The sequence below is a fragment of the Halobacillus litoralis genome, assembly GCF_009856445.1.
In the GTDB taxonomy this organism is placed as follows: domain Bacteria; phylum Bacillota; class Bacilli; order Bacillales; family Halobacillaceae; genus Halobacillus; species Halobacillus litoralis.
This window is the reverse complement of the sequence record NZ_WMFA01000011.1, coordinates 67,046-87,541: the sequence shown is the minus strand read 5'-3', so window position 1 is coordinate 87,541 and position 20,496 is coordinate 67,046. Positions and strand designations below refer to the sequence as shown.

The following is a 20,496-nucleotide window of genomic DNA, read 5'->3' as shown; positions in this document are numbered from 1 at the left end:
GCACGTGATGCCCGAACATTCCACGGAGAAAACATATCGCTTCATTCAGATGTTTTACTTTTTCACTTTTTTTGCCTTTGGATCGATCTTTCCTCTCCTATCTGTTTTTTTAGCAGAGGAAAAAGGGCTGAGTCATACACAGATTGGAATCGTTATCGCAGCCCTTCCCCTCATTACTATTTTTGTACAACCCGTTTGGGGGATGCTGAGTGACTATACAAGAAATCCGAAAAGGTTGTTAATGATTGCTTCCGTTTTCGCTTCTGTGCTGGGCATCTTTTACCCCTGGCTGCAGGTATTCCCTGTTCTCTTGCTAGGTATCATTTGTATCGCATTGTTCCAGTCAGGGATCGTTCCTTTATCTGACAGCTTATCATTGAATTTTGTCCAACGAAATGGAAAGGAATATGGCAACATCCGGCTTTGGGGAGCAGTAGGCTTCGCTGTGGCTGTATTCGTTTTAGGACGGCTGACAGAAGCGACTGGTTCGATGAATTGGATTTTTTATTCTTTTTCATTAGGATTGCTGTTCGCTTTGATCACCCTATTTGAATTTCCGAAGCGTGCCGATGAGGTGACAGTTTCCTTTAGACAAGGATTAAAGACCTTAATTCAGGAAAAGCCTTTCCTCCTTTTTCTTGTTTCTAATTTTCTTATCTTTGGGCCTGTTCTGGCAAATAACTACTATTTTGGAACGTTTATTTTAGTTGTAGGAGGAACACTCTCGGGTGTAGGGCTTGCATTTTTACTTGCCGCAGGCAGTGAAGCTCCATTCATGAAATTCGCCCAGATGGTCATCAATCGTTTTGGTGTCGTTCCGATTATTATTTTCAGTGCAACGGTTTCTTGTTTGAGATGGTTTTTTTATTACTTCGAACCTTCTAGTACCGTGGTTTATGCAACAACGATTGCCCAGGGCGTTTCCGTAGGGCTCTACATCCCTGCGGCTCTTATTCTAGTGCGGGAACTGGCTCCGGGAGGTGTAAGGGCTACGGCTGTGGGATTATATTCAGCCGTAGGGAACGGGCTTGGAAATGCTTGTTTTACATTTGTTGGAGGGGTGGTTATTGACCTTTGGAGTGTGTCTTTCATGTATGGGGTGTTTTCTTTCATGACTTTAGTTGGGATCATCATTCTCCTGATCGTTAATAAAATGGTACAACCTGAATGGAAGGAGCGTATAGCATGAGTCATTATTTTATTGGCATAAAAGTTCATTCAGAGATTCGTGACAAGTTGATGACCTGGCAATCCATCTTAAAAAAGAGGATGGCCTATAAAGATTGGACGGCAGAAGAAGATTTGCATATCACATTAAAGTTCCTTGGGAGTTGTTCCGATGAAAAAGTGGATGGTTATATCCAGTTATTGAAGAAAGAAAGCTGGCCTTCTGAGTATTTGTTGAGTATCGGTCCGGCCGGGAGTTTCGGTGATCAGGAGCGACCGAGAGTTTTTCACGCTCAAGTTCAGAGGGCACCTGGCTTGTTAGAAACAAAAGATAAAGTGGATGCTATTGGTGAAAAACTAGGGTTTGAAAAGGAAAAACGAAAGTTCAGTCCCCATATTACATTAGCGAAGAAGCAGCCAGAGGGTGTGTCCCCTTTAATCGAGGTTTCCGAGTACTCTATCCTTCTTGAAACATATAAAATGGCCGTGAATGAAATTTCTTTTTTTCGTATACACCCCGGAGACCAGCCAAAATATGAAACAGTTGCGACAATCAAAGGTGGGTCAAAGAATTAATGGCACAATTGATTAAATTAAATGATTATATTTCCAGATATGAGACGAATATTTATCAATATCCAAGGCAATATGTGAAATTGAAGAAGGATCATTGGAATAAAATGAAAAAACGGTTCGAACAAGGATGGCTGGAAGAGCCTATGGAAAGGATCGATAAAAGAGAAGAACAACCAAGAAGAGGAATTAAAAATTTTTTAAAATTAAGATCAAAAGTAGAAGGGGAGGAAACTAGTGAAAACCTTTTAAGAGAAGATCTTCTTCCTTCCTCTGAAGAAGAATTGAAACAATACTACTTAGATGGTTTAATTCCTTTCCAGTTGAAATGGGCGACGACTACTTTGAGGGAAAAATCGTACCTTGATCCTTCTTACAAGCAAAATTCAGATTTGAAATATTTTTTACAACGTTTACCAGATACCTTTCTTCTCATGTTTGAGCCAGTGGTGCAAATGAAAAATACAGAGGTGGAGATTGATCATCTGCTTATTGGTCCATCGGGCATTGAAATTATCTCCCTCCTCTCTCACCCATACGGAGAAACCATTCATCCTACATCAGAGAAAAGTTGGAATATTGAGAAGGAGGGAGTGCAAAGCAAGGTGCTGAGTCCAATGCACTCCCTTCGAAGAACAGAAACCTTTATTAAAAGTGTCCTGAGTAATTATCAACTGGATTTTCCATATCGCAAAGTCGTTTTGTCCAAAACCATGCGATTTGCTTCAGGGCAAGCTCCCTATCAAACGGACTGGATTGGTAAAGATCGATATACCTCGTGGCTACATGAAAAAAGAGCGGCAAGATCTCCCTTGAAGCATGATCAATTGAAGGTAGCTGAAGCTTTATTGAACCATTGCAGCACGATAGCTGTTAAACGTCCTGAATGGGACATGGAAGACGATTTTACGGAAGGATAAGTTGCTTCTCTGGGACAGCCTGAGGCTTTCCGATGTAGTACCCCTGCCCAAAGTCAACCCCTATTCGTTGAAGCCAATCCCATTCTTCCTGTAATTCAATCCCTTCTGCGAGGACGTGGATGTTTAACTGCTTTGCTCGTTCCATTACATCAAATAAAAATGCTTGGTTGTTCACATCCTTATGACAATTTTGAATGTAAGAGCGGTCAATCTTTAAATAATCGGGTTGCAGCAGGCTTAACATCTCTAATGTGCTGTAACCGGAACCGACATCATCCAATGCCACTTTCATTCCCGAAGCTTTATAAGTTTCGAGGATGGATTTTAAATGTTCCACATCATCAATCTTCTCGGTTTCCACGACTTCAAAGACGAGATCTTCCGGGTCAATGTTAAATTCTTTAACGATTTGGAAGGTATGCTTCAAGCAAAACTCAGGGACGTAAATCGTTGAAGGTAGAAAGTTAATGAAGATCTTTTCCCCCACATTCAAATGTTCTGATTTTGCTTTTACAGCCGTTCTACGTGCTTTTTGATCCAGCATGGATTGGAGACCGGAGCGGCTGGCATAGGAAAACAATTCGCCAGGTGGTACAGATAGGTCTTTCGTCCGAAGCAGCGATTCATAACCGTATACACGGTTGTTTTTCATGTCCACAATCGGTTGTAGATGCGATTCGAAGAGCCCGGCATGGATCAACTCTGCTAATTCAGGGTGTTGTAATCTTTCATAGAGATGCTGTATAGATATCGGAAATGATTGAGAATTTTCGGTGTTGAGAATATGTACCCAATAATCCGGTGCAGAATCTCCCAACCAATCGACCAAAGCTAGTCTTAACACGTCTTTACTATGATAAGCATAAACCTTTGCATCTGGACTTTCATGAGTGAGGGGGAGTGGGAATTTATTTTCTCCTAGTTGAGAATGTTTGGAGTTGAAAACTAATGCTCCCTGATTGGGAATAAAAACAGAAGTACCACAATATTGACAATCCTTCGCCAAAGTAAATTCCTCCTTTTTTACTAATAGTATACTAGAATAATAGGAACGTTGTATAATGATATGATCATATAGGTAGGAGAAATGTCTCATGTACATAATGATTGTCAATCCAATAGCTGGTAATGGTCAATCAATAAACCTGTTTCGGCGCATACAAAAAGAACCGTTATATAAGAAAAAGAATTGCCGGTCATTCCTAACTGAAGAACCGGGTCATGCAGAAAGACTTGCCCTTCAAGTGACCAAAATCCATCACGAGTCTTTAGAAGGAATTATTGTCCTTGGAGGAGATGGAACCCTCCATGAAGTCGTGAATGGAATTAGAAATTATCCAGACACTCCGTTGGGTTTTATACCTGCGGGTTCTGGGAATGATTTTGCAAGGGGGCTCTCCCTGAAGAATCGAGGACTGAAGCTGTTTCGATCCTATGTGGAAAAACCAATGAGATCAAAGGTCTTTCTAGCCAGCTACAGTCTTAATCAATGGCAGAAAAAAGGGAGCCGTACGTTTATGAATAGCATGGGCTTTGGACTTGATGGTGTAGTGGTAGGTGAAGCCAACCAGCAAAAATACCGTTCATGGACAAAAAGGCTTCACATAACTAAGCTCACCTATCCTCTTGCTCTCCTTCGGTCCATCGCGAAGACCGAACCCATCCATTTTGAACTGTTTCTTGATGGGAAAAAAACGAACATTAATAAAGCCATGATGGTGACCATAACCAATCATCCTTATTATGGTGGTGGAATGAAAATTGCCCCGAAAGCTAAGTTCAACAGTAAAAGTTTAACCATACTCGTGGTTAAACCGATATCAAAAAAGAAGCTTATGGGCATGTTTGTCAGCGTATTTTTTGGTCTGCATACAAAAATGAAAGAAGTGGAAGAGTGGAAAGCTTCCTCTGTACATATAAGTTCGGGACAACCGCTTCCTTTTCAAGTGGATGGGCAAAGTGGCACATGCTTCGACTGCAGCATCAAGAAAGCGGAAACATCGACAACATTCTACTCGGATTGATAGATATCTCTTGAAAGTTGACAGAATGATGGGTTAATCTAAAATAAGGTAACTGTTGAATCGGTATCATGATAATTTTGGATCATTCCCAAAGTACGGTATACTAGAACAACAAACAAAGACGTGATTCAATCACAAGAGGATTTGAGGAATTGAAGGTGAATTGGTTGGAACATATTCTTGGTAGTAACTGGACGATAACACCAGCAGGCGGTTCGACAGGAGAAGCCTATTACGCTCAGACTGAAGGAAAACGTTTATTCTTAAAACGTAATTCTTCCCCTTTTTTAGCCGTTTTATCTGCTGAAGGTATTGTGCCAAAGCTTGTTTGGACCAAACGGCTTGAGAACGGAGATGTAATTACAGCGCAGGAGTGGCTTGAAGGGCGCGAACTGAAGCCTGAGGAAATGAAACATAGACGTGTGGCGAACCTTCTCAGCAAAATCCACCATTCCACAGAACTTCTTGATATGCTTATGAGGCTCGGGAAACATCCTTTAACACCGGATGAAGTACTGAAAGATATAAAAGGAAACCAAAAAATCCTGGATCAAGTAGATCCCAGGATTGAAATTCATCATGCCATTAAGTTTCTTGAAAAGCATGCTCACCATGTCCACCATGATGTACATGTCGTTTGTCATTGCGATACAAACCATAATAATTGGTTGTTGTCTTCCAAAGACCAGCTGTACCTTATTGACTGGGATAACGCAATGGTAGCTGATCCAGCTCTTGATCTTGGCATGCTTTTGTACAATTATATCCCTGAAGATCACTGGAACGTATGGTTGAAAGAATATGGGATCTACCCTGATTCCCATATGTTCGAACGAATGAAATGGTACTCTGTATCTCAGGCGCTGGCTTTCATACAGTGGCATCAAATGAGAGGCGAATATGATGAAGCTTCCATTCGTACAGAGAAGTTGAAAAAAATAATGAAAAAGCATGAAATCATATAAAAAAGTTCCATCTGAATGTTATTTCAGATGGAACTTTTTAGATTCCTCATGTATTGAACTAAAAGGCAGGGTTGTTGAAGACTTTGATTCGAGATGTTTTCGGGGATCGTTACGTTATTGGTTGTCAGGTGTAGAGGTGGTTGTAAATGAAAAAACCGCTGCTTAGGCAGCGGTTTTTTCTGTAGCCGGAGTATATTTAAGTTTCTTTTCCTTAACCTCAGTGCTCATCATTTCTGATAATTTTTCAAAAGGATATATAAATAGTGCGTAACCTGCGAATAGGACAGAGAAAACAGCCAATACAGTCAGTTCAATCGTTTTAGAGATCATTTTCATAATTTCGATCATCACTCCTGTTTATTTAATAAGGCACGATATTAATGGTATATCAGTAAGCGCTTACAACCCAACCCCTCAAACCATGCATATTTCTAAAATTATCGTCGATAATCTTATTGATGCATCATTAGCTCATGCATTGTCTTATATAAACGAGTTAGGTCTGTTTTTCCTCCTCTACCAAGGAAAACGAGAAAAATTTTTATTTTTATCAGCTTCGTGGTACCATTTTATCGATAAGAAGGAGGAATCCATTACATGCGTTTAAGAAATAAACCGTGGGCTGATGACTTTTTAAGTGAAAATGATGAAGTTGTCGTCCAACAACCGTTTGAAATGAAAGGGAAATGGAAGGAGCTTTTCTATAACCAGGAACAGCCCTTACATTTAGAAATAGGTTCAGGTAAAGGCCAATTTATTGCCGGTATGGGAAAACAGCATCAGGATATTAACTTTGTAGGCTTGGAATTCGTGAAAAGTGTGATTGTCGGGGCGGTCAAGAAAGTCCTTGCAGCTGATACAACCAATGTCCGTATGGTCAACGAAAATGCAAAAGACCTAAGGGATTTGTTTGAAGATAACGAAGTCGATCATATTTACTTAAACTTTTCTGATCCATGGCCTAAAAATAAACATGAAAAACGCAGGTTAACGTTCCATACGTTCTTAGAACAGTATAAAGCCGTGCTGAAAGAAGAAGGAGAGGTTACATTGAAGACTGATAATAAAGGTCTCTTTGAGTATTCTCTTGTCAGCTTTTCAAATTTCGGTATGATTCTGGAAGATGTATCCGTTGACCTTCATGCAGACGAAGACCCTTTAAATGTGGAGACGGAATATGAGGAAAAGTTCTCTGCAAAAGGACAACCCATTTACCGTTGTACAGCACGCTTCCCTGAATGATAACGTTTTCATTAGCTCTAGTTATTATGATAAACTAGAGCTATCTTTGTTAATGGGAGGAGATTGCTGGTGGAAAATCTTAAGGTGGGACGTGCTTCATTGACATGGTTGAATGGTGGGGTGACTCACATGGATGGAGGAGCTATGTTCGGAGTAGTGCCGAAACCATTATGGAGTAAAAAATATCCCGTCAATGAAAACAATCAAATTGAATTGCGAACAGATCCTATTTTGTTAGAGGTTGATGGGAAGAAGATGCTGATCGATTCAGGAATAGGCAATGAAAAGATGACGGATAAGCAAAAACGGAATTTTGGGGTTTGGGAAGAGTCATCAGTGCTGCGGTCTTTAGATAGCCTGAATATCAAACCGGAGGAAATTGACGCATTGCTTATGACTCATATGCATTTTGATCATGCTTGTGGAATGACGAGATGGGAGGAGGATCAGCTTGTTCCTACTTTTCCTAACGCGACCATTTATACGAGCGAAGTAGAATGGGATGAAATGCGCCAGCCGAACATGAGATCAAAGAATACGTATTGGCAGACGAATTGGGAAGCGGTCCAAGGAAAGGTACATACGTTTAAAGATTCGTTGGATGTGCTGCCAGGTTTAAAAATGATTCATACAAGTGGTCATAGTCACGGACATTCGATCATCACTTTTGAAGATGGCGATGATGTATTCATTCACCTGGCAGATCTTATGCCAACGCATGCTCACCAAAATCCGCTCTGGGCCCTTGCGTACGATGATTACCCTGTAACTTCTGTGCATGAGAAACAACAGTGGATGGAGTATGGTTATCAACGCCGGGCCTGGTATGTTTTTTACCATGATGCTATTTATAGAGCATTGAAGTTTGATGAAGATGGACAGATTCTGGACAAGGTTAAGGAAAAGGAACATCACTATCAATAAAAAATACCCTCGTCTCCGAGGGTATTTTTGTATGATTTAAGCTGTCGTTTCCGCAACGTCAACGATTGTTCCTGTTTCCGTATCGATGTAAAATTCAAATTGAGATGTTTCACCGTCCTGGTTTTTAGAAATCCCGCCACGGTACACATCGTAATTAATTCCGTTTTTGTTCAATTCTTCGGGCTTCATGTAAATCCAGGACCCACTGATCGGTCCTTGCTTTTTAAAAGCTTCTTTAGCAATTTTTAGTGCTTTTTCAGGAGTAACGCCCTGACCATTACTTAATTGCTCTTTTACTACGTAGCCTGCCAATGCTCCTACACCAGCTGCTAGTGCGACTTTTTTCCAGTTCATTAACCAATCACCTCACAACTTATTTCTAACCCTCAGTATACTAAATATTCCCGATAAAAGGAAATCAAAACTTATAAACATGGCTGATTTGTAGAAACGTTTTCAAAATTCCGTTAAACTATGGAAAGAAGGAAAAAAAGGAGATGTACATATGAATCAAGAAACGAAAAGTCTTTTTAAAACATTGACAGAACTCCCGGGCGCACCTGGGAATGAACATCTTGTCCGACAGTTTATGAGACAGGAACTTGAAAAGTACTCGGATGAGATTGTACAAGACCGTCTGGGCGGCGTTTTCGGGTTGAAGGATGGTAAAGGCCCTACTGTCATGGTGGCAGGTCATATGGATGAAGTAGGTTTCATGGTTACACAGATTACGGATAATGGTATGCTCCGCTTCCAAACCCTTGGCGGGTGGTGGAATCAGGTTATGCTTGCACAGCGTGTTCAGGTCATGACAGAAAAAGGTCCTGTAGTAGGAGTGATTGGATCGATCCCTCCACATAACTTGACACCAGAACAACGGAAAAAGCCTATGGAAATTAAGAATATGCTTATTGACATCGGTGCAGATGACAAAGACGATGCTAAGAAAATCGGGATAAAACCAGGTCAGCCGATCGTACCGATTTGTCCTTTCACTCCAATGGCTAATGAAAAGAAAGTTCTCGCTAAAGCTTGGGATAACCGTTATGGTTGCGGTCTTTCCATCGAGCTTTTAAAAGAGCTGCAAGGAGAAAAGGTTCCAAACAAGCTGTACTCAGGTGCTACGGTTCAAGAAGAAGTAGGATTGCGTGGGGCACAGGTTGCTGCTAACATGATCGAGCCAGACATTTTTTATGCGTTAGATGCATCACCTGCCAATGATATGAGCGGGGATAAAAAAGAGTTTGGTCAGTTAGGTAAAGGAGCTCTCCTGAGAATTCTAGATCGTTCGATGGTTACACACAGAGGGATTCGTGAATTCATTCTGGATACTGCTGAAACCCATGATATTCCTTATCAGTATTTTGTTTCTCAAGGAGGAACAGATGCAGGGAGAGTTCATATGGCAAACGATGGTGTTCCATCCGCAGTAGTTGGTGTATGTTCCCGTTATATTCATACCTCTTCATCCATTATTCATGTGGATGACTATGCGGCAGCCAAAGAACTTTTAATCAAACTTGTAAAAACAACAGATCAGAGTACCGTAGACCAAATCAGAAGAAATGTGTAAAGGAAATGGAAGTCCCCTCAGCTGATTTCAGAGGGCGTGACTTTATGCTAAAATTGGTGAACAGGTCCCATTGATCTTGTATGAAGTCCTCATTCAAGAGAGATAATGGCAATAAACGGCTAGAGAAGGAGAAAGGTGCTCGCAATGCTGAAAATTTATGTGGGATCCCAAAACCCTACGAAAATTGAATCCGTAAAAAGTGTTTTCCCTAATATGGAAGTCATTGGAATGGAAGTAGAATCGAAAGTTGCAGCCCAACCCTTTTCTGATGAAGAGACATTAGAAGGGGCAATTAACCGCGCGAGGGAATGTGCATCTCAAAATAAAGCCCATATAGGAATTGGACTTGAGGGTGGAGTCATGGAGATAGAAGATGACCTTTACTTGTGTAATTGGGGAGCATTAGTAGACAGTAAAGAAAACGTCTATACTGCGAGTGGTGCTCGCATTCTCCTTCCTGATGAAATAAAAGCAGGGTTGGAAAAGGGGAAAGAGCTAGGGGAAGTCATGGATGAATTTACGGATAAACATGATGTAAGAAAAAATGAAGGGGCCATCGGAGTTTTTACGAATGGCGCCATTCACAGGGAAGAAATGTTCACCCATGTAGTGAAGTTGCTAAAAGGGCAGTGGACCTATGATCAATAAGAAAAGGATGCATCTATTTTAGATGCATCCTTTTCCTTATGTCCAAAAGTTTATTGAATATAAGCTCCCTTTAGTGGAAGACTTGGTTTCGAGACTTTTGTGTGATTCTAGGGCTCCGGGAAAAGGTTCGCTTTCCATGGGATGGGCGGTGAGCCTCCTCATGCTACGCCTTCCGGGGTCTCACCGTTTCCCTCCGCCCCTTTATCTTATAAGTGTCTCGAAACCACTTCTAAAATGGTCAGCTTAAATTCATTAGTAAGGTTTCAATTCTCCTACCCAAGGCGGGCATATAGTGTGTTGTATCAAGCAATTGAGTATGCTATACGTCAATGGGATAGAGTTTTATATCATTCGCTTCTCATAACCATAAGAGCGTATTTTTTTAAGAGTGGTTTCGAGTATCTTCTTTGGTAAGTGGGCGGAGGGGAATGGCGAGACTCCTGCGGGAAAAAAGTGCTTGGTGAGACCCCACAGGACGCAGTCCGAGGAGGCTCACCGCGCTCCCGCGGAAAGCGAGCTATTCCACGTAGCCCCCTCCACTCAATAAAAGTCTCGAAACTGCGTCTTACACAATCCTGCCATATACTTTAATAACTCATTTAAGGTTTATTCATATAAGTAGGTAAGAACGTCAAGGGCCTGGTCTAATGTCTCGACGGTTACATCAGCTTGGTTGGATAATTCTTTGAGTGGATGAACAAGAGATTCAGGTCTTACTAAAATCAAAGGTTTTCCAGCCTGTAGGGCTGCACCTGCATCCATCGCTGTATTCCACTGTTTGTAGGACTCTCCGAAATAAGCAATAACAGCATCAGATTTTTGGAGTAAAACACGTGTTCTGAAATTATTTACACTGGAGGCAGCCTCATCACGATACACCTTATTTGGCTGTTCACCTAAAATCTTCTCCCCGATATCATCAGAAAGTGCATGATTCTCTTGTGGACTTACAAAGCGGGTAGGTAACTTTTCCTTTTCTGCTTTTTTTCTTATTTCGTTTCGCCAATCATCATGAATTTGACCTGCTAGATAAATAGTTAATTCCATTGCTCATCCTCCTTGAAATTCCCTTTTCTTTAGTATGGAAGATGTAAAAAAAGAAGTCCAGCAAACGAGCTTTTGCTGGACTTCTTTTTAGTTATGATGAGAGCCTTTCCTCTTCATGGGCAGGCTCTATCTTCTTGTTCGGCTGTTCTTCGATGTTGTTGGTTTCCAATTGGAATTCGGCTTCTTCGAAAGTTTCATCAGCGTCTAATTCTTCCAAATGATCACTTGTGTTTTCATTGATGTTGAACTGGCTGATTTCAGCGGATAGTTCCTGGGAAAGTCCCTGAAGGTCAGTAGCTGAATGGTGAACTTTTTCAATTGATAGTAATTGGTTCTCACTGGAGGCAGCAACCTCCTCTGCTGTAGCTACAGCTTCTTCTGATATTATACTAATGCTCTGCAACCTTTCTTTCACTTCCTCATTTACACGATCCACACCTTCAACCGCTTCATTTACTTCCCGTATTTGTTCATTCATCGATTGTACATAAGAGGCGATCCGTTCGAAAGCATCTTTGGTTTGAGTGACAGCTTTATCCTGTGAAGACTGAAAGTGTTTAAACTTCTCTGCTTCATTAGAAAGAGTGGTCATTTGGGTGGACATGGTTGTAATCATGTTTTGAATGCTTCCTGCTTCCTGTTTCGACCGTTCTGCTAATTTTCTAACTTCATCGGCAACGACGGCAAATCCCTTTCCTGACTCACCAGCCCTCGCTGATTCGATAGCGGCATTTAAGGCTAAGAGGTTTGTACTATCTGCAATTCCTTCAATCGTTGTGACCACTTTATTTACTTCTTCAGATTTTTTTGAAGCGTTCTGCACTTCTTCAGTCATATGGGAAGCAAGGTCGATAAAGTCTCTGGAAGTCTTTTCTAAATCAGCGACCGTTTGTAAGCCGGCATGTCCTTCCGATTCAGCTTCCATCAGTTTGGATTGAATCGTTCCAGAAGCTTTTTTTGTATCGTTGATAGCTTCTGAGACTTGCTGGATGAATTGGTGAGTTTCATCAATTTTTTGAGCTTGATCCTGCGATCCAGCTGCTACTTGACTAATTGCTTCATTTACTTCTTCTGCTTGATTTGTCGTTTGATCTGAAATGGAAGCGAGATTCTCAGATGAAGTATTAAGGACACCCGTAGCTTGAAGGACTTTCCGTACAGATTGTTCCATTCTCTCGGCCATCTGGTTAAATTGCATACCCAGTTCAGCCATCTCATCTTTGGAAGTCAAATCTACACGATGAGACAAATCGCCTTCACCAATAAGCGTGGCACTTTCCTTGAGGCTGTTTATGGATTTTTTAATGGACCGAATTAAGAAGAAACCCGTAGTTAAGATCACGATTAAAATAAGTCCGCCGATTATTGCAAGTAATGTTGTTAACCATTGTTGTCGCTGTTTCTGATCGTTACTCATGGATGCGTTTAATTCACTTGCGGTTGACATAACATCATCCACTTGACTGGAGACATCTGCCGCAATCCCTTCAAAGGAGGTGCGGATGGAGCTGGCTTGTGTGAATGTATTATCCATGGAGTTGATGGTCTGTTCATATTTCAATAGGTTCCGGCTTAAAGTGGAAGACTGGTTAGCATCCAGACCCATTGTCTTAATTGTATCTTTAAAATTTTGAGAACTGGTTTTAAATGCAGATAATTGCTCGGAGTTCGGTTCATTAATGTAATTTCGTTCGCTTACTTTCATCGCAAGCAAGGAATTCTTCAATGGTTCACTGTTCACAGACTCAATAACATCGTTGAAATTTTCATAAGATGTTTGAATGTGTTTATGTAGTCCTTCATTCTCAGTAAATCCTACTAGTTTATACATATTAACTAAAGGACCTAATTCTTCTTGATATTGAACAGCTTTCTTAGTAATTTCCGTGAATTGACTGTTGATACGGGGATAACTTTTATACTCGTTGGAAAAGTTAATCGCTGTTTCTTTAACGGATTGGATAGCGGCTGCTGTCTCCTCCCCTTGCTCAGCACTTGGGTTATTGAAAAACTTTTGTTGCTCAATTAAGGTTTTAGACATTAGATAATTGATTTTTTGGCTGTCCGCGAGTGACTGTTGAACCTCTTTCGTTCGTTGTGCCATCTCTTTTTGTTCCTGAAAGAAATATGTAGAAAAAACAAAGATGGCAACAATACCAATAACTGCTACGATCAACAGAAAACGCATTCGGCCTCTAATCGACTTCATTCGACCCCTCCTTTTAAAATTTCACAAATTTCTTTATATACTGATTAATTATAGATCTTTTTATCTAGTAAAACAATAGGGGTGATGAGTAGCGTAAGGGGTCTTTTTGCTTATATTGATACGCAGGAAGTGTATTTACACCTGTTTGAAATGGGTGTATGATAGTTTTGTTCACTTCAGGAGGTTGAGAAATGCTTACATTCTTAAAAAGAAAAGGAGTCCAATTGTCCTTTCAGGCTTATTTTGTTACCGCATTAAGCTACATGGCATTGGGTCTGTTTTCTTCATTAATTATTGGATTAATTATTAAAACAATTGGCGAACAGACAGATATAATCGTTCTATCAGAATCGTTCATTGAGATGGGTACTTTTGCAATGGACTCTAAAATATGGGGGGGAGCCATTGGAGCTGCGATTTCTTATGGGCTTAAAGCACCACCGCTGGTAATTTTTGCAGCCTTATTCAGTGGGGCCGCCGGGGCAGAACTGGGCGGCCCTGCCGGAAGTTATATCGCAGCCTTATTAGCGACTGAGTTCGGGAAAATCGTCAGTAAAGAAACTAAGATTGATATCATCCTGACTCCTTTTGTCACGATTATTGTAGGTTATTGTGTAGCAGCAGCGATAGGCGCCCCGATTGGACGTTTTATGGCAGGGATAGGGAGCATCATTAACTGGGCAACGCAGCAACAGCCATTGGTTATGGGGGCACTTGTAGCTGTACTAATGGGGATTGCCTTAACAGCACCTATATCCAGTCTGGCTATAGCTTTAATGCTCTCTTTAGATGGTGTTGCAGCAGGAGCAGCCACCGTAGGATGTGCCGCGCAGATGATCGGTTTTGCTACCATTAGTTACAGAGATAACGGATTTGGCGGGGCTCTAGCTCAGGGGATTGGGACATCCATGCTACAAGTTGCGAATGTGGTGAAAAAACCTCTGATTATTCTTCCTCCAACGATAGCCGGTGCTGTCTTGGCCCCTATTGCAACCGTCTGGTTAAGCGTAGAAAACAATGCCGCAGGTTCCGGAATGGGAACGAGCGGTTTCGTAGGCCAAATTATGACTTTTGAGTCTATGGGGTTTTCATGGGACATCTTCTGGATCATTGTCAGTTTTCATTTTATAGGACCAGCCCTGATCAGTTATCTTGTGGCGCTATGGTTCCGCAGAAAAGGATGGATCAAGCCAGGCGATATGATTATTCAATACGATTAATCATGTGCTAGAATAACGTTGGAGGTGACCAGAAATGATTACACTAGAATCAGATCAACAGATGAAAGAACTTCAAAATAATGAATCTGTCATTTTCTTATTCTCTGCCGACTGGTGTCCAGATTGCAGAGTGATTGAACCATTCCTTCCAGAATTGGAGGAGAAGTATAAAACATGGAAATTCGTATATGTCGACCGGGATCAATTTATCCACATCTGTGCAGAAAACGATGTGTTCGGTATTCCTAGTTTTCTCGCTTTCAAGGATGGAGAAGAAGTCGGTCGCTTTGTCAGTAAGGACCGAAAAACAAAAGAACAAATCGAGGAATTCATTAACAAACTTGACCAATAAAAAAAGGCCGCGCCAAAGCGCGGCCTTTTTTTCATTCACTTTCATTTGTTCACTAAAGCTCCCTTTAGTTGAAGACTCAGTTTCGAGGTGTATATAAGAGCATAGGGGCTACGGGAAAAGGTTCGCTTTCCATGGGGCGGGCGGTGAGCCTCCTCAGGCTACGCCTTCCGGGGTCTCACCTGTCCCACACGTCCTTTTGTTATCCGGTTCCGGCGCCTAGCGGCTAGTGAGACTTCCCTCGCTTCTGTACGATAAGTCAACATCGAATCGCTACGCTCTCCGTGTTTCCTTTATCTCCGCCAGCTCAGTCCAGTCCATACGCCGCTGACCAAGGCACCTCCACACTAAAGGATAGGAGTCTCACCGTTTCCCTCCGCCCCTTGACCTTATAAGTGTCTCGAAACCACTTCTAAAAGGGTCAGCTTGAATGGTTGAGGGAAGTGGATGATTAGAACACCTGTATAAGGAAGGTTCCAATTTTTCTCCCCTAGGCGGGCATAAAGTGCCTTGTATCAAGCATTTGCCTAAGCTAAACGTCAATTGGGGTAGAGTTTATATCATTCACTTCTAATAACCATACAAGTGATTTTTTAAGTAGTGGTTTCGAGAATCTTCCTTGGTAAGTGGGCGGAGGGGAATGGCGAGACTCCTGCGGGAAAAGAGTGCTAGGTGAGACCCCGGAAGGCGTCAGCCTGAGGAGGCTCATCGCGCTCCCGCGGAAAGCGAGTTATTCCCCGCAGCCCCCATCCACTCAAAGAACATCTCGAAACTGAGTCTTCAAGAAACCTGCCAGTTAGTTGAATAGCGTTGTACTTTTGTTATGGAGGGGGAAATGTGTATAATAGAAAACGATGTAGTTAGAAGAAACGAAAATAGTAAACAAATTCTTTCTTCCCATAATAAAGGAGGAAAAAAGATGAAAATGACAAGCATTAAGATGAAGAAAAAACTTGAAGAACGTCTAGCGAATGATCAATGGAAAACGACATTCAATAGAGATAAAGATACCTTCCGTGTCGAGTGGAGTCACTCCGGGAAAGGGATTACGATTACATTGCCGAATGTGATTTCGAAGTATGAATCGCGCGGGGAAGAAGCCATTGATGAGCTGGAAGACCATGTGAAAGAAGCTCTTCGAGTTATGAATGAAGATCATAAGCTGACAGGTAAAGAACAGCATATTTTTCCTGTTATACGAGCCGCTTCATTTCCGACGGAAACCGAGCAGGGGAAAAAGTTGGTCTATGTCGACCATACAGCAGAAACACGGATTTATTATGCTTTGGACTTAGGCAAATCTTATCAATTAATTGATGAGAGAATGCTGGAAGACGAGGGTTGGTCTTTAGACAGAATTAAGGAAGTGGCTGGATTTAATGTGCGATCTCTTCCTGTTGAGATGAAAAAAGACACCGTGTACGGAAATGACTTCTATTTCCATTCAATAAGGGATGGTTATGATGCAAGTCGTATCCTGAATGAGGCTCTTCTTGAAAAGCTCAAAGCTGAGTGTAAAGGAGAGCTAGCCATCAGCATTCCTCATCAGGATGTTATTATCTTTGCAGATGTCCAAAATTCAGAAGGATATGATATATTAGCTCAGATGGCTATGAAATTCTTTGCAGAAGGAACGGTACCTGTTACTTCCTTGTCGTTTTTATATGAGGATAAACAGCTGGAACCGATTTTCATTCTTGCTCAGAAGAAACCGAATAAGGATCGAAAGGAAGAGTAGAACATGGATGTATTTTACAATAAGCAAGGAATCGGAGATGTCCTGATTATTCCAATCAAAGATGGAGACCGTGACACATTTAAACAGGAAGCTTATGGCGATGTAGTGAAAATAACCAATAGTAAAGACGGTTCTTTGCTCGGCTATAACATTTTCAATGCCTCCAAGTATTTTAATATCGAAAGTCAGGGGAAAATGCGTTTGACCGAAGAAATGCTAGCCCCGATCAAAGACCTCTTCACGAAAAATCAGCTCGACGATGTGCTTGACTTTGATTTAAGTCCGAAGTTCGTCGTTGGATATGTGAAGGAAAAATCAGGACATGAGAATGCTGACAAATTAAGTGTTTGCCAGGTAGATGTCGGAGATGAAACGTTGCAGATTGTCTGTGGTGCTCCGAACATCGATCAGGGGCAAAAAGTCGTTGTTGCTAAAGTAGGAGCGGTGATGCCTGGTGGAATGAAAATCAAAGATGCAGAATTGAGAGGCGTTCCTTCATCGGGAATGATCTGCTCTGCAAAAGAGTTGAACCTCCCAGATGCACCAAACGAAAAAGGAATCCTCGTTCTTGACGAAGATGCTGTTATTGGGCAGTCTTTTGAAGTTTAATCAGGATAGAGATAAGCAAAGTAGCCCAGCTGCTTTGCTTTTTTTGATTCAAAAGTCATTTTTAAAGGTATTGTAAACCAACCAATGCCACAAACCTGTTAAAATAGGGATAATCCTATAAGTGATTTAAAAATTGAAAAGAGAGTGAACGTAATGTGGAAAGACTTAAGAAATAAAATGAAAAAATGGTTGGATACAGAAGAAAAAAATGACCAGGAGACGCTACATAATATAGAGGAAAGAAATGATGTAAACGCTAAAACAAAAATGACTTACCGTTATCCGAAGCAAGGGGAATTTCGTTTTCCTGTCATTCCGGATGCGCCAGGGAAAGCTCAGAATGAAGATGAAAGTTATCAACGTCCTCGACGCAAGAAAAACGTTGAACAACAGGAACCTGTGGAGAGGATTCCCCAAAGGAAGAAAAGACCTAGAAAAGAAGAAAAAGGGGTTGAGGAGTTACCGGAAACATCATCGATCCCTTTCACGCCTACTGATGTTCCTTCCCCTATATACGGATACCAGGCACGACAACTTACCAAAGGCTTGGAAAGATTAGAATATGCCGTAGAGGAACAACAATCACAGCCGGAATTTTTTACTGATTCCAATGATGAAAAACAATGGCAGGAATTACGGAAACGAATGAGGGCACGTGTCGATGAAGAAAACTCTAGACCGAAACCAGCTTCCGATCTGCCGAATATTTTTAATCGGGAAGAAGCGGCCACTAAAGAAACCAGCTTACCTGAGGTCACAAAGGAAGAAAGCAGAAGTGAGTACGAAGAAAATGGGGGACCGAATCAATCCAAAGAATACAAAGGGCTCACATTCGCTGATGATGAACTGGTGGAAGCAGAAGAAGACCATCACGATGAAACCCTATCTATGGAAGACGACAGTAAAGGGGAAACGGTCACAGGTGATACATCTTTAGGAACAGAAAAGGGTAAAGAACACCAGGAGATCGAAGGCGATAAGAGTGACCAGGAGAATCTTTCAGAGTCTCTTCAAGAGGCCATTCGAAGAGGAGAAGAAGATTCATTAGAAAGGTCAGAAGTGAGCGAGTATAAAGAAGAAGAGCATACGAGGTCGGAAGGTTCTGATGGTGAGCAAGAAACGAAGGAAATAACAACGCGTGCAGAGACAGAATATGAGGAAACACAGAGGGAACTCCCTGAATTTAATGAAAACAAAGAAGACTCTACATTTTCCATAATGGAAGAGCAGATAGAATCCGGCTTGACTATGGAACAAAACGAAGACGTAGAACGGGATGATTCAGACTCTGAAATGAGCCAGGAGGATGATCGAACAGAGTTAGAAAGCGAACATTTGAACAATGAGGACGCGGATGCTCTTACTCAGGAGGAACCTTCCCTCTTCCATAAGGAAAAAGAAAGGCTCACTGAAGAAGAAGCAGAACATAAGGTGTCCGAAATGACTCAAGAGCAGCCAGAAGAAGATGGAGACGATGCCTCGAGCCCGAATCGTCATTCCGAAGGAAAAACGGAAATGTATCAAGAAGCAGAAGTGGAAAAACCTAATAAGGAAGAAGAACCTCTGCCTCAGGACGAAACGAAAAGTAAAGCGACTTCACATTCGTATGAGCGTTCCAATGAGAAAGAGGGACAAAAACGCCGTGTGCCTTTCAACGTCCTTATGACTCCGCGTGATAAAAGGAATCGCGATCATGAGAAAAAACATAACATACGGCCTGAGAAGCCCGAGCCTAGAGTAGATGAATCTTCAGCTAAGGGTGTCAAAGAAGAAAAAAGAGAAAGAGTGGAGTATCAAACGCCTTTACACTTGCTTGAAGATCCCGTTCGACCGACGTCTCTCGATGATAGCTGGATAACAGAACAGATGGAACTTCTTGAAACGACCCTCCGACATTTCCATGTGCGTGCTAAGGTTGTTAACGCAATGAAGGGGCCGACAGTAACAAGATTTGAAGTGCAGCCGGAACCAGGGGTCAAGGTGAGCAAGATCACAAACCTGTCGGATGATATCAAGCTTAGTATGGCTGCGAGAGACATTAGAATTGAGGCGCCGATTCCAGGAAAACAAGCCGTGGGAATCGAAATTCCTAATAAACAATCCATGATGGTCGGTTTGCAGGAGATCTTTGAATCCGATGCTTTCCAAAAGGACGATTCTCCTCTGACTGTTGGTTTAGGTCTGGATATCGGTGGAGATTCTATTGTTACAAATCTGAAGAAAATGCCTCACGGGTTAATTGCGGGGGCGACAGGCTCAGGAAAAAGTGTATGTATCAACACTATCTTGATCAGCCTTTTATACAAAGCACACCATGAAGATGTGAAGTTTTTGCTTATCGATCCAAAAATGGTTGAACTTGCACCATATAATGACCTTCCACACCTTGTGTCCCCGGTCATTACAGATGTCAAAGCTGCTACTACAGCATTGAAGTGGGCTGTGAAAGAAATGGAAGAACGGTATGAGAAATTCGTAGAAGAAGGCGTAAGGGACGTTGAGCGTTATAACGAAAAAATGAAGAAGCAGCAGAGAGAAGCAGAGAAACTCCCTTATTTGGTCATTGTCATTGATGAACTCGCTGACTTAATGATGGTTTCCCCGCAAGATGTTGAAGATGCCATCTGCCGGATTGCACAAAAAGCACGAGCATGTGGAATTCACTTGCTCCTGGCAACGCAGCGTCCGTCTGTGGATGTTATCACCGGGTTAATCAAAGCGAATATACCGACTAGAATTGCTTTTAGTGTGTCATCACAAGTAGATTCCAGAACCATCATTGATTCAGGAGGGGCTGAGAAACTCCTTGGCAGAGGGGATATGCTGTTTGTTGAGAATGGTTCAGGCCAGCCTGTTCGTATCCAGGGAGCTTTCGTCTCTGATGATGAGATTGAAAGAGTGACCCACCATGTTAAGAAAATCGCTCCACCTCAATATCTTTTTCACCAAGAAGAATTGATGAAGCAGGTTTCAACAGAAGAAGAAACGGATGAGATCTTTGATGAAGCTGTAGACTTTGTGGTCGAGCAGAATGGTGCAAGTGCATCACTTATTCAGCGCCGATTCAAAGTAGGTTATAACCGTGCAGCCAGATTGATTGACCAGATGGAAGCTTATGGAATCATTTCTGAACAAAAAGGAAGCAAACCGAGAGACATTTTATTAACGAGGCAGCAAATCGAGGAAATGATGGAGTAAATCCATCATTTCGGCAAAAACCTTGTGCAAAACTTCTCAATTTTATATGATTAACAATGAATGAAAACGAGAGTGATCATGACCTCTATG

Annotated in this window: 19 protein-coding genes; 14 read left to right on the top strand and 5 right to left on the bottom strand. The window is 41.7% G+C overall.

All coding sequences use genetic code 11. The features are described from left to right. Positions 1-7 precede the first annotated feature (7 nt). From GLW00_RS17775 to GLW00_RS17765, 3 genes are read left to right on the top strand one after another with little or no spacing between them, the layout of a single operon-like run. Complete coding sequence (locus GLW00_RS17775) at positions 8-1,189, top strand: MFS transporter (RefSeq protein WP_160916334.1); 1,182 nt, start codon at positions 8-10, stop codon at positions 1,187-1,189. Beyond that, complete coding sequence (gene thpR, locus GLW00_RS17770; RefSeq protein ID WP_160916332.1) at positions 1,186-1,743, top strand: RNA 2',3'-cyclic phosphodiesterase; 558 nt, start codon at positions 1,186-1,188, stop codon at positions 1,741-1,743. Before GLW00_RS17775 ends, thpR begins: the two co-directional genes overlap by 4 nt. Further along, entirely contained in the window at positions 1,743-2,660 is a 918-nt protein-coding gene (locus GLW00_RS17765) for a nuclease-related domain-containing protein (RefSeq protein ID WP_160916330.1), read from the top strand. Before thpR ends, GLW00_RS17765 begins: the two co-directional genes overlap by 1 nt. Here the strand turns inward: GLW00_RS17765 and GLW00_RS17760 are convergent. Next, positions 2,647-3,666: an EAL domain-containing protein gene (locus tag GLW00_RS17760; RefSeq protein ID WP_237417556.1), complete on the bottom strand. Its 1,020-nt coding sequence runs from the start codon at positions 3,664-3,666 to the stop codon at positions 2,647-2,649. The genes GLW00_RS17765 and GLW00_RS17760 overlap by 14 nt on opposite strands. Positions 3,667-3,754: 88 nt before the next feature. On the opposite strand from GLW00_RS17760, the gene GLW00_RS17755 reads away from it, so the two are divergent. Next, positions 3,755-4,684 (top strand): diacylglycerol/lipid kinase family protein, encoded by a 930-nt coding sequence (locus tag GLW00_RS17755; RefSeq protein ID WP_160916329.1) that lies wholly within the window; start codon positions 3,755-3,757, stop codon positions 4,682-4,684. Positions 4,685-4,842: 158 nt separating this feature from the next. Continuing rightward, on the top strand, positions 4,843-5,649 hold the full coding sequence (locus tag GLW00_RS17750) for a phosphotransferase (protein WP_206947627.1): 807 nt from the start codon (positions 4,843-4,845) through the stop codon (positions 5,647-5,649). 162 nt (positions 5,650-5,811) lie between these two features. On the opposite strand, the gene GLW00_RS20570 is transcribed toward GLW00_RS17750, so the two are convergent. Beyond that, on the bottom strand, positions 5,812-5,997 hold the full coding sequence (locus tag GLW00_RS20570; RefSeq protein WP_202412564.1) for a hypothetical protein: 186 nt from the start codon (positions 5,995-5,997) through the stop codon (positions 5,812-5,814). Between the two features lie 249 nt (positions 5,998-6,246). Between GLW00_RS20570 and trmB the strand changes: the two genes are divergently transcribed. Both trmB and GLW00_RS17740 read left to right on the top strand, forming a co-directional pair. Next, complete coding sequence (gene trmB / locus GLW00_RS17745; RefSeq protein ID WP_160916327.1) at positions 6,247-6,891, top strand: tRNA (guanosine(46)-N7)-methyltransferase TrmB; 645 nt, start codon at positions 6,247-6,249, stop codon at positions 6,889-6,891. Positions 6,892-6,960: 69 nt separating this feature from the next. Then, complete coding sequence (locus tag GLW00_RS17740) at positions 6,961-7,815, top strand: YtnP family quorum-quenching lactonase (protein ID WP_160916325.1); 855 nt, start codon at positions 6,961-6,963, stop codon at positions 7,813-7,815. 36 nt (positions 7,816-7,851) lie between these two features. Here GLW00_RS17740 and GLW00_RS17735 read toward each other — a convergent pair whose 3' ends face one another. Then, positions 7,852-8,169 carry a PepSY domain-containing protein gene (locus GLW00_RS17735; protein ID WP_075034533.1) on the bottom strand — a complete coding sequence of 106 codons (318 nt, stop codon included), beginning with the start codon at positions 8,167-8,169 and terminating at the stop codon, positions 7,852-7,854. A gap of 151 nt (positions 8,170-8,320) precedes the next feature. Between GLW00_RS17735 and GLW00_RS17730 the strand changes: the two genes are divergently transcribed. Continuing rightward, positions 8,321-9,388 carry a M42 family metallopeptidase gene (locus GLW00_RS17730; RefSeq protein ID WP_160916323.1) on the top strand — a complete coding sequence of 356 codons (1,068 nt, stop codon included), beginning with the start codon at positions 8,321-8,323 and terminating at the stop codon, positions 9,386-9,388. A gap of 147 nt (positions 9,389-9,535) precedes the next feature. After that, the gene (locus tag GLW00_RS17725) at positions 9,536-10,036 is read left to right on the top strand and encodes a DUF84 family protein (protein WP_160916351.1); all 501 of its coding nucleotides are present in this window, start codon (positions 9,536-9,538) and stop codon (positions 10,034-10,036) included. A 606-nt stretch (positions 10,037-10,642) separates the two neighbouring features. On the opposite strand, the gene GLW00_RS17720 is transcribed toward GLW00_RS17725, so the two are convergent. Then, the gene (locus GLW00_RS17720) at positions 10,643-11,083 is read right to left on the bottom strand and encodes a YtoQ family protein (RefSeq protein WP_160916321.1); all 441 of its coding nucleotides are present in this window, start codon (positions 11,081-11,083) and stop codon (positions 10,643-10,645) included. A gap of 91 nt (positions 11,084-11,174) precedes the next feature. Further along, positions 11,175-13,292 (bottom strand): methyl-accepting chemotaxis protein, encoded by a 2,118-nt coding sequence (locus tag GLW00_RS17715; protein ID WP_160916319.1) that lies wholly within the window; start codon positions 13,290-13,292, stop codon positions 11,175-11,177. Positions 13,293-13,483: 191 nt separating this feature from the next. Between GLW00_RS17715 and GLW00_RS17710 the strand changes: the two genes are divergently transcribed. The 5 genes from GLW00_RS17710 to GLW00_RS17690 all read left to right on the top strand — a co-directional run bounded on the left by GLW00_RS17710 (position 13,484) and on the right by GLW00_RS17690 (position 20,406). Next, complete coding sequence (locus tag GLW00_RS17710; RefSeq protein ID WP_160916317.1) at positions 13,484-14,512, top strand: PTS sugar transporter subunit IIC; 1,029 nt, start codon at positions 13,484-13,486, stop codon at positions 14,510-14,512. A 34-nt stretch (positions 14,513-14,546) separates the two neighbouring features. Beyond that, positions 14,547-14,864 carry a thioredoxin family protein gene (locus GLW00_RS17705; protein WP_160916315.1) on the top strand — a complete coding sequence of 106 codons (318 nt, stop codon included), beginning with the start codon at positions 14,547-14,549 and terminating at the stop codon, positions 14,862-14,864. 916 nt (positions 14,865-15,780) lie between these two features. Beyond that, positions 15,781-16,599 (top strand): DUF1444 domain-containing protein, encoded by an 819-nt coding sequence (locus GLW00_RS17700; RefSeq protein WP_160916313.1) that lies wholly within the window; start codon positions 15,781-15,783, stop codon positions 16,597-16,599. 3 nt (positions 16,600-16,602) lie between these two features. Further along, positions 16,603-17,208: a YtpR family tRNA-binding protein gene (ytpR, locus tag GLW00_RS17695; protein ID WP_160916311.1), complete on the top strand. Its 606-nt coding sequence runs from the start codon at positions 16,603-16,605 to the stop codon at positions 17,206-17,208. 153 nt (positions 17,209-17,361) lie between these two features. Then, entirely contained in the window at positions 17,362-20,406 is a 3,045-nt protein-coding gene (locus GLW00_RS17690) for a DNA translocase FtsK (RefSeq protein ID WP_237417555.1), read from the top strand. Positions 20,407-20,496: the final 90 nt, after the last annotated feature.

What these genes read in the sequence shown, in the direction of transcription:
- GLW00_RS17755 (WP_160916329.1), top strand. Translation starts at nt 3,755, where the DNA reads ATGTACATAATGATTGTCAATCCAATAGCTGGTAATGGTCAATCAATA.
- GLW00_RS17705 (WP_160916315.1), top strand. Translation starts at nt 14,547, where the DNA reads ATGATTACACTAGAATCAGATCAACAGATGAAAGAACTTCAAAATAAT.
- GLW00_RS17715 (WP_160916319.1), bottom strand. Translation starts at nt 13,292, where the DNA reads ATGAAGTCGATTAGAGGCCGAATGCGTTTTCTGTTGATCGTAGCAGTT.
- trmB (WP_160916327.1), top strand. Translation starts at nt 6,247, where the DNA reads ATGCGTTTAAGAAATAAACCGTGGGCTGATGACTTTTTAAGTGAAAAT.
- GLW00_RS17690 (WP_237417555.1), top strand. Translation starts at nt 17,362, where the DNA reads ATGTGGAAAGACTTAAGAAATAAAATGAAAAAATGGTTGGATACAGAA.
- thpR (WP_160916332.1), top strand. Translation starts at nt 1,186, where the DNA reads ATGAGTCATTATTTTATTGGCATAAAAGTTCATTCAGAGATTCGTGAC.
- GLW00_RS17700 (WP_160916313.1), top strand. Translation starts at nt 15,781, where the DNA reads ATGAAAATGACAAGCATTAAGATGAAGAAAAAACTTGAAGAACGTCTA.
- GLW00_RS17710 (WP_160916317.1), top strand. Translation starts at nt 13,484, where the DNA reads ATGCTTACATTCTTAAAAAGAAAAGGAGTCCAATTGTCCTTTCAGGCT.
- GLW00_RS20570 (WP_202412564.1), bottom strand. Translation starts at nt 5,997, where the DNA reads ATGATCGAAATTATGAAAATGATCTCTAAAACGATTGAACTGACTGTA.
- GLW00_RS17720 (WP_160916321.1), bottom strand. Translation starts at nt 11,083, where the DNA reads ATGGAATTAACTATTTATCTAGCAGGTCAAATTCATGATGATTGGCGA.
- GLW00_RS17730 (WP_160916323.1), top strand. Translation starts at nt 8,321, where the DNA reads ATGAATCAAGAAACGAAAAGTCTTTTTAAAACATTGACAGAACTCCCG.
- GLW00_RS17735 (WP_075034533.1), bottom strand. Translation starts at nt 8,169, where the DNA reads ATGAACTGGAAAAAAGTCGCACTAGCAGCTGGTGTAGGAGCATTGGCA.
- ytpR (WP_160916311.1), top strand. Translation starts at nt 16,603, where the DNA reads ATGGATGTATTTTACAATAAGCAAGGAATCGGAGATGTCCTGATTATT.
- GLW00_RS17775 (WP_160916334.1), top strand. Translation starts at nt 8, where the DNA reads ATGCCCGAACATTCCACGGAGAAAACATATCGCTTCATTCAGATGTTT.
- GLW00_RS17765 (WP_160916330.1), top strand. Translation starts at nt 1,743, where the DNA reads ATGGCACAATTGATTAAATTAAATGATTATATTTCCAGATATGAGACG.